11 protein-coding genes are annotated in these 12,367 nt (G+C 57.8%); 8 read left to right on the forward strand and 3 right to left on the reverse strand.

The window, feature by feature from the left end; all coding sequences use genetic code 11:
• The 3 genes from ACUNV4_RS29290 to ACUNV4_RS29300 are packed head-to-tail and all read left to right on the forward strand — an operon-like array spanning position 1 to position 3,152.
• Positions 1-1,140: an ABC transporter permease gene (locus ACUNV4_RS29290; RefSeq protein WP_430882222.1), complete on the forward strand. Its 1,140-nt coding sequence runs from the start codon at positions 1-3 to the stop codon at positions 1,138-1,140.
• A complete protein-coding gene (locus tag ACUNV4_RS29295; RefSeq protein WP_430882223.1) occupies positions 1,130-2,176 on the forward strand; it encodes an ABC transporter ATP-binding protein in 1,047 nt (348 codons plus the stop codon). Before ACUNV4_RS29290 ends, ACUNV4_RS29295 begins: the two co-directional genes overlap by 11 nt.
• Complete coding sequence (locus tag ACUNV4_RS29300; protein ID WP_430882224.1) at positions 2,169-3,152, forward strand: ABC transporter ATP-binding protein; 984 nt, start codon at positions 2,169-2,171, stop codon at positions 3,150-3,152. The genes ACUNV4_RS29295 and ACUNV4_RS29300 overlap by 8 nt, the downstream gene beginning before the upstream one ends.
• 180 nt (positions 3,153-3,332) lie before the next feature.
• On the opposite strand, the gene ACUNV4_RS29305 is transcribed toward ACUNV4_RS29300, so the two are convergent.
• Complete coding sequence (locus ACUNV4_RS29305; RefSeq protein WP_430882225.1) at positions 3,333-4,052, reverse strand: ribonuclease activity regulator RraA; 720 nt, start codon at positions 4,050-4,052, stop codon at positions 3,333-3,335.
• Positions 4,053-4,289: 237 nt separating this feature from the next.
• On the opposite strand from ACUNV4_RS29305, the gene ACUNV4_RS29310 reads away from it, so the two are divergent.
• From ACUNV4_RS29310 to ACUNV4_RS29330, 5 genes are all read left to right on the forward strand, one after another.
• Entirely contained in the window at positions 4,290-5,255 is a 966-nt protein-coding gene (locus tag ACUNV4_RS29310; RefSeq protein ID WP_430882226.1) for a Bug family tripartite tricarboxylate transporter substrate binding protein, read from the forward strand.
• A gap of 82 nt (positions 5,256-5,337) precedes the next feature.
• On the forward strand, positions 5,338-5,796 hold the full coding sequence (locus tag ACUNV4_RS29315; RefSeq protein ID WP_430882227.1) for a tripartite tricarboxylate transporter TctB family protein: 459 nt from the start codon (positions 5,338-5,340) through the stop codon (positions 5,794-5,796).
• 2 nt (positions 5,797-5,798) lie between these two features.
• Entirely contained in the window at positions 5,799-7,325 is a 1,527-nt protein-coding gene (locus ACUNV4_RS29320; RefSeq protein ID WP_430882228.1) for a tripartite tricarboxylate transporter permease, read from the forward strand.
• A 257-nt stretch (positions 7,326-7,582) separates the two neighbouring features.
• The gene (locus ACUNV4_RS29325; protein ID WP_430882229.1) at positions 7,583-8,281 is read left to right on the forward strand and encodes a GntR family transcriptional regulator; all 699 of its coding nucleotides are present in this window, start codon (positions 7,583-7,585) and stop codon (positions 8,279-8,281) included.
• A gap of 183 nt (positions 8,282-8,464) precedes the next feature.
• Positions 8,465-10,156, forward strand: a complete 1,692-nt coding sequence (locus ACUNV4_RS29330; RefSeq protein ID WP_430882230.1) for an MFS transporter — start codon at positions 8,465-8,467, stop codon at positions 10,154-10,156.
• 77 nt (positions 10,157-10,233) lie between these two features.
• Here ACUNV4_RS29330 and pta read toward each other — a convergent pair whose 3' ends face one another.
• Both pta and ACUNV4_RS29340 read right to left on the reverse strand, forming a co-directional pair.
• Positions 10,234-11,235 (reverse strand): phosphate acetyltransferase, encoded by a 1,002-nt coding sequence (gene pta, locus ACUNV4_RS29335; RefSeq protein ID WP_430882231.1) that lies wholly within the window; start codon positions 11,233-11,235, stop codon positions 10,234-10,236.
• Positions 11,232-12,269, reverse strand: a complete 1,038-nt coding sequence (locus ACUNV4_RS29340) for a YeiH family protein (protein ID WP_430882232.1) — start codon at positions 12,267-12,269, stop codon at positions 11,232-11,234. Before ACUNV4_RS29340 ends, pta begins: the two co-directional genes overlap by 4 nt.
• Positions 12,270-12,367: the final 98 nt, after the last annotated feature.

Consider the following 12,367-nt stretch of genomic DNA (forward strand, 5'->3'; position numbering starts at 1 on the left):
ATGAACTCGACGACCAGTACACTACAAGCCGAAGATGAAGTCTCGGCACCGGTGCTATTGAGCCCGCTGGCACTGACCTGGCGGAAATTCAAACGCCACCGTGTCGCCTACATCAGCCTGTACATCGTTGCACTGATCTATCTGATGGCCATCTTCGGCGAGTTCCTGACGACGTCGGACATCCACAAGACCAGTACCCGCAGGGCGTTTGCCCCTCCCATGGGCATTCACCTGTTCGCCCCTGGGGAGGATGGGTCTTCCAGATTCCAGCTACATGCCAAAGGCCTGAAACTGGAAGTGGACAAGGTTGCCATGCGTCGGGTCTTCGCCGAGGATGAAGACAAGATCATCCCGCTCGGATTCTTCGTGAAAGGCTATGAGTACAAGGTGCTGGGGCTTTTCTCGACCGATGTACACTTTTTCGGCCCGGTCAATCCGCGCGATACCGTCTACTTCATGGGAGCCGATCGGCTCGGCCGGGACATCATGAGCCGCATCATCATCGGCACCCGGGTATCGATGTCCATCGGTCTGGTCGGGGTCATCGTGTCTCTGGTCATCGGCGTCACTCTGGGAGGTGTATCCGGTTTCCTTGGAGGCTGGGTGGACAACCTGATTCAGCGACTCATCGAATTCATACGTTCCATTCCCACCATTCCACTGTGGATGGGGCTGGCTGCCGCCATACCACTGGACTGGCCTCCCCTGAAGACCTACTTTGTGGTAACGCTGATCGTGTCGATGATCGGCTGGACAAGTCTGGCGCGCGAGGTACGAGGCAAGTTCCTGTCACTGCGCCACGAGGATTTCATCATCGCCGCCAGACTGGATGGACTGAGCAATATGGAAGTCATCAGGAAACACATGGTGCCCTCCTTTTCCAGCCATATCATTGCTTCTCTGACCCTTGCAGTCCCTCTGATGATTCTGGCAGAAACCTCCCTGTCGTTTCTGGGAGTCGGCCTGCAACCACCGGTGGTGTCCTGGGGCACGCTGCTCAAGGAAGCACAGAATGTGCGCACCATCATCGAAGCGCCCTGGCTTCTGATTGCCCCGGCGTCAATGATTGTCACCGCGGTACTGGCACTGAACTTTCTAGGAGACGGATTACGTGATGCAGCCGACCCCCATGCCCACTGATACCATGGCACCGGACATCGGCAAGGCCGAGGGCCTGCCCTTGCTCGAGATTTCCGGACTCAAGACGCAGTTCTTCACCGACGATGGCATTGTCAAGGCTGTCAACGGGGTTGACCTGAACATATACAGCAACCGCACCCTCTGTGTTCTGGGAGAAAGCGGCTGCGGCAAATCGATACTGGCCCGTTCCATCCTGCGCATTGTCGATGCTCCGGGCAGGATCACCGACGGTAGCATTGTCTATCGCTCGGCTGACGGCCGCACCGTCGACCTTGCAGCCGCCCGCCACGGGTCACGTGAATTGCGCTCGATTCGTGGCAACGACATTGCGATGATCTTTCAGGAACCGATGTCCTCTCTGGGCCCGATCACACGCATCGGCAAGCAGATAACCGAAACCATCCTGTTGCATCAGAAGATATCCAAGGCCGAGGCGCGCGAAACAGCCATCGAACTGCTGGACAAGGTGGGTATCCCCAAACCGGCCGAGCGTCTCGATGCCTACCCGTTCGAACTCTCTGGCGGCATGCGACAACGCGCCATGATCGCCATGGCACTCAGCTGTCGGCCACGACTGCTGATTGCCGACGAACCCACCACGGCGCTGGACGTGACCACTCAGGCACAGATACTGGATCTCATTGATGAGCTCAAGGAAGAGCTGGAGATGGGAGTCATGCTGATAACCCACGATCTGGGAGTGGTCGCCGAGGTGGCAGAAGATGTGGCAGTGATGTACATGGGCAAGGTGGTTGAGAAGAGCGATGTCTATTCGATCTTCGAAAACCCGCAGCACCCCTATACCCGAGCCTTGCTCGACTCCGTTCCGCGCATCGGAGCGGCCCGAAGAAAGCGCCTGCCCGCCATTCGTGGCATGGTGCCGCATCCCCTGGCCACTCCATCGGGATGTACCTTCCGCACCCGTTGCGACAGCTACATGCCTTCTGTATGCGACAGGAAACAACCCGCTCTGGTTGAACATGAGGGTTCACAGGTCGCCTGTTTTCTGCATTCCAGGGAGACAGTCAATGACTGATACCATATTGCAAGTCGAAAACCTGAACATGCAATTCGTCAGCGGTGGCGGATTCTTCGGAGGCAATGTCGACGTGGTGAAGGCGGTCGACGATGCCTGCTTCAAGGTCTACCGCGGAGAAACGCTGGGCATCGTCGGTGAAAGCGGCAGTGGCAAGACAACCCTGGGTCGATGCATCATGCGCATTCTCGATCCGACCAGCGGCACGGTCACCTTCAATCGCAAGAGTCGTGGCACAGTCGAACTGACAAGCTGTGATGCACAGGAGTTGCGAGCTGTCTGGCGTGACCTGAGAATGGTATTCCAGGACCCGCAATCTTCCCTCAACCCGCGCCTGAGAGTGCTCGACATTGTCGGCCAGTGCCTGCGCAAATCGGAAAATCTCAGCGGCAAGGCATTGTCCGATCGCGTGGCCGATCTGCTGGAAAGGGTGGGCCTGCGGCCGGAATATCTGCTTCGCTATCCGAACGCATTTTCCGGTGGGCAACGGCAACGCCTGGGCATCGCCCGCGCGCTGGCCACCCAACCCGAGCTGATCATTGCCGACGAAGCAGTGTCCGCTCTTGACGTGTCGATCCAGGCGCAGACCCTCAATCTGCTACAGGATCTGCAGGAGCAGTTCGAACTGACCTATGTCTTCATTGCTCATGACCTGGCGGTCGTTGAGCACATCTGCGACCGAATCGCCGTCATGTATCTGGGGCAGATTGTCGAACTGGCGACCGCCGATGAACTGTTCAACAACCCCCGTCACCCCTACACCCGAGCCCTGTTGAGCGCCGTACCCATTCCGGACCCTCGCGCCAGAGACCGGAAGCGCGGACGCGTCAAGCTCAAGGATGGAACATCAAGCTCCACCGGTTGCCGCTTCTCCGCTCGCTGTCCTCATGCTACCGAGCTGTGCACGTCCAAGTCTCCCGAGCGCAAGACCATCAATGGTGCTGATGTCCTGTGCCACTACGCAGGTGAACTCTAGCGGATCACAGCCACGCAATATACCGGCAAGCCGATACGTCGATGGTCACGCACACCCGGTGCGTGACCATCGAGATTATTACTCAGCACTCGGTACTCAGCACTCGGCACTCGGCACTCGGCACTCGGCACTCGGCACTCGGCACTCGGCACTCGGCACTCGGCACTCGGCACTCGGCACTCAGCGATTGTTTTCCGCTCGCCAGGCAGCGAACAGCTCCAGATTGGCAGGGTCCGTGGCCGGATACAAACCACGAATACTGGCACCGGCAGCAACACGCTCGGTCACGAAATCCTCGAAACAGGTCATTTCCACAGCCTCTGCGGCAACTTCGTCAACGATGCCGGCCGGAATGATCACCACGGCTTCATCATCACCAAATACGATATCTCCGGGCCAGACCGCGACATCACCGCAAGCGATGGGCACATCGAGATCAATCGCCTGATGCAATGTCAGGTTGGTGGGAGACGAAGGCCGCTGGTGATAGGACAGAATATCGAGATCGGCGATTTCGGCACTGTCTCGAAAACCACCATCCGTGACCACGCCGGCCGCTCCGCGAACCATCAGACGCGTCACCAGAATGCTGCCGGCTGAAGCAGCTCGAGCATCCTTGCGGCTATCCATGATCATGACCGAGCCTTCCGGGCACTTTTCGACACCCACACGCTGAGGGTGTTCCGGATCTCGGAAGACCTCCAGCTGATTCAGGTCCTCGCGCGCCGGAATGTACCGTAGCGTATAGGCCGGCCCGATCATGTTGCCACGACCCGCACGCAAGGGATGCACATCCTGCAGTGTCTGGTTCCGCAGACCGCGCTTGTACAGGGCGGTACACAGGGTAGCGGCGCTGACTCCCGACAACTTGTTCCGGGTATCACTGGAAAGTGTATTCATAAGCTTCAACTGGGTTCAGATCATCAGGGCTACCTGATCCTCGCCTGGCAATGAGTGATCGGGCAACGTGGTTGAGAGTTCAGAGACCTTGCACTGAATTTTTATAATGGTATGCTTGTTTGCGCAATCTAGTATACATGATATCGCAATCTTCAAAAGCACGACAGGCAAGGGTTCGACAATGCACTGCATGCCGAACCCACCCTCACAGGATCACTACAGGAGCAATACCGAACAATGATCAGGAAAAACATGCTGCGCAAGCTGAGCACGATAGCCATGTTGATGGCCGTCGCCGGTAGCACCATCGCTGCTGACTTTCCCACCCGAGATATCCGATACATCGTGCCCTGGCCTGCCGGTGGTGGCGTTGACGGTATTTCGCGAAAGATCAACAGCATTGCGGAACAGGACATCGACAAGTCCATATTCGTCGAGAACATCGGCGGGGCGGTGACCGCTACCGGTCTGATGCAGATGAGCAAGGCGCGTCCCGATGGGCACACCATTGCCGCACTGACTTACGACAGCATCATCACTCTGCCTCGCGGCCAGATGGTGCCGGGCTACTCGCTGGACAACATGCGCTACATTGCCAGGATCACCAAGGAAGCCGATGCCATTGTGGTTTCCAAGAGTTCCGGCATCACCACCTATGAAGAACTGATTGCGGCAGCGAAGGCCGAGCCCGGCACAGTCCGCATCGGCGTCGCGCCAGAAGGCTCGGGACCCTACCTTGCCGTCAAGCGACTGCAGGAAGCTGCCGGTGTGGAATTCAACGTCATTGCCTACCCCGGCTCTTCCGCCGCCGAAACGGAAGCCTTGCTGTCGGGAGAAATCGTGGCCGCCATATCCAGTCTGGGCGACTTCAACGGGATCATCGAATCCGGTGACGTCACGGGTGTGATCGAACTCTCCTCCGAGCAGAACCCCTCCTATCCGGATGTTCCGCCCATCAGTGAAAAGGGAATCGAGCTGGAAACCGGCAGCTTCATCGTGCTGGCAGCACCAGCCAAGACTCCGGATGACGTCATCGCCGGCCTGGAATCCATCTACAAGAGCGCCTATGACAGCGAGGAATTCCAGACCTGGATCACCAAGGTCGGGGTCACACCCAGCTGGCTGGGAGCATCCGAAGTACAGGGCTGGGTAGACAATCTGCAGTCCACGACCTTCGGCGTCATGGACGAGCTGGGACTGTAGAGCCCGGTTCGTTATCAGCGTCGCTGCCATCCGGCGGCGACGCTTCCCTCTTACCCTGTGACAGACGAGTACGGGACAGACAATGCAGAGTATGAAAAAGGCCGCTTTCCCCATTCTTTTGCTTATTTTCTCCACCGGCTACCTGGTGACTGCCAGGGGCCTGGGTCCATCCATCGTCGATGGCAGACTCTCGCCCTCCTTCTTCCCGTCGATTCTCGGAACACTGGCAGTCCTGCTCAGCCTGATTCTCGTAGGGCGAGCCGCACGAGAGGCGAACAATGATGAAGAATCTGACTCGCCTGCGGGTATCGCACGATACCGGGTACTGTTGATCACGGCAGCCACAGCCTTTTTCATTCTTGTATTTCAGCAGATCGGCTATGTGTTCTCGGCTACCGCTTATGTTCTTTCCATCATCCTGATCTTTTCAGATCGAACAAGATTGCCCTCCAAATTCCTGATGGCTCTGGCCACGTCTCTGGGCGCCTATCTGTTGTTCACACAGGCCTTCAATGTGCGCCTGCCCGGATTGTGGAGCTGATCGTGGAATTCATCGAACTGGTACTGCTCAGCTTTTCCAAACTGCTCGACCCACTTACCCTGACCTATGTTGTCTGCGGTTTTCTGATAGGCACCATATTCGCAGCCATCCCCGGGTTGACCGCCACGCTGGCGCTGGCGCTTCTGCTGCCACTGACCTACAGCCTCGATGTCACCACCGCCCTGATGGCCTGCGCCAGCATCTACATGGCAGGCATGTGCGGTGGCAGCATCACGGCGATCACCATCAATATTCCGGGTGCCCCCTCATCCATGATGACAGCGCTTGACGGCTACCCGATGCATCAGAAAGGCAAGGGCGCGCTGGCACTGGGTCATGCAGCCATCGCCTCCATGTTCGGTGGTGCGGTTGGCGCCTTGCTGCTGATTCTGCTGGCGCCGGTCATCGCCGACTTGTCCCTGCTGGTCAAGACCACCGGCAAGTTCTCGCTGTTGCTGTTTGCCATGATCGTCATCGTGATCGCACAACGCGGCAACGTGGTCAAGGGAGCCATGGCTGCCTGCCTGGGTCTCATGCTCGCCACCATCGGTCTGGATACCATGGTACCAGTCACCCGATTCACCTTCGGACTGGCGGACCTGACCTCCGGCATCGAACTGATGCCCGTGATCATCGGTGCCTTTGCCGTGAGTGAGATTCTCACGCAGACCGATCTGGCACGGCAGGCACAGCATCTTCGCGAAGCGGTCAAGTCGATGCCCAAGGTCCGGCGACGGGATTTCCTGCCACCGCTGTCCGATATCAGGAAAGTTGGTCTGGCGTGCTATCTACGCTCCAGCCTCATCGGATATGCCGTAGGCACCTTGCCGGGTGCCGGTGGTTCCATGGGCGGTTTTCTGGCCTACATCGAGACAGTCAGGACATCCAGAGAACCACAGAGCTTCGGCAAGGGCAATCCTCAGGGTATTGCAGCGGCAGAGAGCGCCAACAATGCCGTCTGTGGTGGTGCGCTGGTACCGATGCTGACCTTCGGCATTCCCGGCGACCCCATCACGGCCATCGTTCTGGGGGTACTGGTCATCAATGGAATACAACCGGGACCACAGCTGATGTCAGACCAGGCTGGACTGATTGCTCCCATGCTGGCAGCGCTGCTGTTCAGTGCCGTGGTGCTCATCCCCCTGACACTGTATCTGCTGGGTCCATTCTTCATCCGTATCGTGTCCATTCGCAAGGATGTCCTGTACGCAGCCATCGGCCTGCTATCGGTTGTTGGCAGCTATGTGGCCACCTTCTCCACTTTTCAGATGATGATGACCCTGGCCATGGGCATTCTCGCCTACCACCTGCGCAAGCGCGGCTTTCCGGTCATCACCCTGCTGCTGGGATTCATCCTGGGTCCCAATCTGGAGGAATTCCTGCGTCGCTCGCTGACCCTGTCGCAAGGCAATCCGATGACATTCCTGACCAATCTCGACAGCCTGTTCTTCCTGGTTCTGACTCTGGTCTTCGTCTATTTTCTGGCCATCCGCAAACCTCTGGCACAACCCGAGGCCGAGAAAACCTGACATCCGTTGGCCAGAGCCTTCGGGTGCACACCAAGGACGCAAGTCGGCACACGCGAACACACATTGCCGTGTGTCGGACTTGACAGTTGAGAGCAATACCTGATCCGATCAGGTATTGCTTATTCTGTTATGCTGAAACCCCTGTAAATATAGACATATACGTCTGACAAAAAGGAATGGCCAGAACCAGATCATCAGCAAATTTCCAGCTGTTTTCGGAATTGTTCAAAGACATTTCGCTGAGCTCGGACGAGAGCATGGTCAATCAGATTCACCGGGTACTCTGGGAACTGATTACCACCACTCGCCTGCTTCCAGGCCAGCTCCTGTCCGAAAAGGAATTGTCAGAAGCCCTGAATGCAAGTCGCACACCGGTTCGCGAGGCCTTGATTCGCCTGGAGGAAGCCGGACTGGTTTATGTCGTGCCCAAGAGCGGTACCTATGTAACCCCGGTACGCATCAGCACCTACATTGAAGCCTGCTTCATTCGTCTGCAGCTGGAAATCGGCTCTGCCCGACGTGCAGCGGAAAGGTTCTCGAATTATCAGTCCGATGAAAACCTGAACGACATCATCGAATTGCAGACGGACGCACTGAAGGATGATGACTACTCCAGGTTCTTCCAGCTGGACGAACGACTGCACGAGTCCATATTCCGCATAGCCGGAATCGCCGGTGTCTGGAACGTGCTTCGCCGCACCCAGTCCGAGGTCTACCGCATCCGCCATCTGAAACGCGAATACCAACTACGGCACGGCAGTCGCGTACTGAAAGCACATCAAAAGATCGTGGACAGTATCAGTGCCGGTGATCCGGATGCTGCCGAATCCGCCATGATCGAACACCTTGGCCCACTGGAACGCGAAGTCGAACAACTCACGGCATTCCCCGAACTGCTCAAGTTCATCGAACAACAGAATAGCGAGATTCCGCGATCAAGGCGTCGCGCCAACTGACATCATCAGCACTGGCATGGCCACTTGACCTATTTCGAGTGCCTCGTTCGCTGAGTTTTTCGTCGGCAAGGGTCCGGGCGAAAAATCTGCACTGTATTACTTGTCTGTGACTTGTTAGAGTAAGAGTGCTGGTGCCGGCTCAGGCACTTTGTCATCACCTCGGGAGCTTTTCAGCAGCACGCCATGCAAAAGGAAGCTGACTCACAACACCTGGCACAATCGGCCAATACGCCTCCGGCCAAACCTTCAGCGCTGGCACCTTTCGGCAATCCGGTATTCCGTTCACTCTGGATGGCCACCCTGATCTCCAACCTGGGAGGCCTGGTGCAGGCAGTCGCCGCCGGCTGGACCATGACGACCCTGACCGATTCGGAACACATGGTGGCATTGGTGACCGCCTCCACCACCTTGCCCATCATGGCGTTGTCACTGGTAGCAGGCGTTTTGGCAGACAATTACGACAGACGTCGCATCATGATGGTGGCACAGACGCTGATGCTGGTCGTGTCGATTGGCCTGACGCTGGCAACCTTCTTCGGTGTGCTCACACCCTGGTCACTACTGGTCTTCACTTTCCTCATCGGCTGCGGCACCGCACTCAACAACCCGTCCTGGCAAGCCTCGGTGGGAGACATCGTCCCGCGCGAGCAGGTACCGGCTGCAGTCATGGCCAATGGCATGTCCTTCAACCTCATGCGCAGTGTCGGCCCGGCACTGGGCGGACTGATCATTGTCGCTGCTGGCGCCACCGCTGCCTTCAGTCTCAACGCTGTCAGCTATCTGGCGATGATACTGGCGCTGGCACTGTGGACGCGCCCCCCCATCGAACGCACGTTGCCACGCGAGCGATTCGGGCAGGCAGCCGCCGCCGGCATTCGCTACGTCGGCCTGTCCCCCAATCTGTTGCGCATCATTCTGCGCGGCTTCCTGTTTGGCGTGACCGGGGTGTCGGTACTGGCATTGCTGCCGCTGGTGGCCAGAGACATGCTGGACGGCAGTGCATCCACTTATGGCTTTCTGCTGGGACTATTCGGACTGGGTGCTGTCGGCGGGGCTCTCAACAATGCAAGAATACGTGCCGCCTTCAACAACGAGACCATCGTACGCACCACTTTTGCAGGCATGGCGCTGGGGGTTGTGCTTCTGTCAGTCGCGCCCAACATGCTCCTCGCCGCCCTGGCCCTGCTAGTGTGCGGTGCCTGCTGGGTCACGACCAATGCCTTGCTGAATGTGTCACTGCAGCTTTCCACGCCACGCTGGGTAGTCGGGCGCGCCCTGTCTTTCTACATGACGGCCAACGCCGGAGGCATGGCAGCCGGCAGCTGGATCTGGGGACTGGTAGCCGAGCAGCATGGCCTGCACACGGCATTGCTGATCTCGGCTGGCACTCTGGTGCTGGGAAGCGTGATCGGCTATCGATTGCCCTTGCCGGAATTCGATCGTCTGAATCTCGATCCTCTGAACAGGTTCATCGAACCGACTCTGGCCGTCCAGCTGACACAGCGCACCGGCCCCATCATGGTGACCGTGGATTTCGATATCGCCGAAGACGATATCCCGGCCTTTCTGGAGGCCATGGCAGCACGTCGGCGCGTCAGATTGCGCGACGGCGCGCGCCGCTGGTCACTCCTTCGCGACCTGGAAACACCCAATATCTGGACGGAAAAGTACTACGTGGCAACCTGGGTGGAGTACATTCGCCACAATCAGCGTCGCACTGTCTCCGACTCGGGGGTATCCGAACGGCTTCACGCCTTGCACCAGGGATCCGAGCCACCGAAGGTGCGTCGCATGATCGAGCGTCAGACGTTTCCCAAGCCGGTCGAGCCTCCCGTCAAGGGCTATGAGGAGCCTCGTTACCAGGCCCCACACTGAGGTGACGCTGCCGCGATCCACGTGATCGGGATCAACCCCATCATCGTTTGCACGGCAGCATCACATTTGTCTGACGCTCAGCCAGCCATGGCCTGAACGCTGGTCACCGCCATCAGCTTGTAGACATCATCGGCCGAACAACCTCGGGACAGATCATTGGCTGGCCTGGCCAGACCCTGCAGTATGGGACCAATGGCATCGGCACCACCGATTCGCTGGGCGATCTTGTAGCCGATATTGCCAGCCTCCAGACTGGGAAATACCAGAACATTGGCTGCACCTGCCAGGGGTGAATCAGGCGCCTTGCTGGCAGCTACCTGCGGCACGAAGGCTGCATCGAACTGCAATTCCCCATCGACCAGCAACTCCGGAGCCAGTTCACGAACACGAGCCGTGGCAGCAGCCACTTCGGCAACACGCGGATGCCGTGCACTTCCTGCCGTTGAAAACGACAGCATGGCAACCCGCGCCTCGTTTCCGGTCAGCGCCTTGCAGGATCGCGCAGAAGACACTGCGATCTGCGCCAATTCTTCCACTGTCGGTTGCACCAACAGTGCGCAATCGGCAAACAACAGAGTCCGAGGCTCGCCGTGATGTGCCTGTTCCAGCAGCATCAGAAAAAAGCTGGATACAGTGCTGACGCCTTCTGCCTTGCCAATGATCTGCAAGGCAGCTCGAACCGTGTCGCCGGTGGTGTGTACCGCCCCTCCGATGGTGGCATCTGCATCTGACTGCCGAACCATCATGGCGGCATACACCAGGGGATTGCCTTGCATGTCCTTCCCGGCGGTAGCGGCATCCATGCCCTTGTGAGATCTCAATGCATGGTAGGCCTGTGCATAGTCATCGGTCTTGTCCGACGTGGCTGGATCAATGATCTGAATCCGATCTGCCGATTCACCGAACTGCTTCAACAGCACCTCCACACGACTCGCATTACCCAGTAGAACAGGGATTGCAATATCATCGGCCAGCGCCCTCACGGCACCCTCGACAATTCTCGGGTCTTCCCCTTCCGACAAGACGATCCGTTGATCGCTGCCACGCGCCTGATCAATCAGGGATTCGATGATACTCATTGAAGATATGCCAGTCCTATCAATATGAATACGCCGAGAAATATCGTTTCGGCCACGATCAGCAGTATAGCCTGCCCTCCCACATTGAAAATGGTTTTCAAGGAGGACTTCATTCCCACGGCAGCAATGGCAATCAGCAGCGCCCAGCGAGACACGTCACCGAGAAACTGGGAAACCATCGCCGGAATCAGGCCAATCGAGTTCAGAGTCGCAAAAACAAGAAAGGCCACGACAAATGCAGGAATCAGCGGTGGCCTGGCGGCCGGCTTGTCCGGATCCTCACCCTCGCTTTCCATGTTTCGAAACAGCAAGGCCATGATCAGCACTACCGGGGCCAACATGCTCACCCGGATCAACTTGACCAGAGTTGCAGTTTCTCCAGCCGATTCGGAAACCGAGAAACCGGCACCGACAACCTGCGCGACATCGTGAATGGTTCCTCCGAGGAAGACACCAATGGCACGATCATCCAGACCGAAGGATTGAGCGATGATCGGATAGGCAATCATGGCAATGGTGCTGAGTACCGTCACCCCCAGTACCGTGAAGAGCAGATTACGTTCCGAATGTTCGTTTTTCGGTAGAACCGCTGCAATGGCCATGGCAGCCGAGGCACCACAGATTGCCACAGAGCCGCCTGTCAGCAAGGCGAAACGCCAGCCACGCCCCAGTACACGAGCTCCCAACAGAGCAAAGGCAATGGTTGCCGCCACACCGAGGATGACCAGAAGTATCAACTCCCAACCCAGGCCAATCAGCAATTCGACACTGATTCGAGCACCCAGCAAGGCTACCCCCATGCGCAACACGGTCTTCGCCGTGAAGCCGATACCCGCCGCACAGCGCCCTTCTTCCGACAGGAAGTTGAAGGCGATGCCCAGCAACAGGGCCATCAGCATCGCTGGTGCCCCATAGTGCTCGGACAGGAATTGCGCGCAGATGCCGATGACTGCCGACACCGCAATACCCTGTCCGAGATGCTCAAGCGGGCCGAACTGCTGTTCGGCCCACACCTTTGGAGAGAAAGTGCTCAATGTCAGCTCGGTTCTTGAACCTGCATGTCTGCAGCGTCAATACCGGCAACACTCACAGGCTTCTTCATCGCATCGCGGCGGAAGGGCTCGCCCAGTTC

This window comes from Granulosicoccus sp. 3-233 (assembly GCF_052681095.1).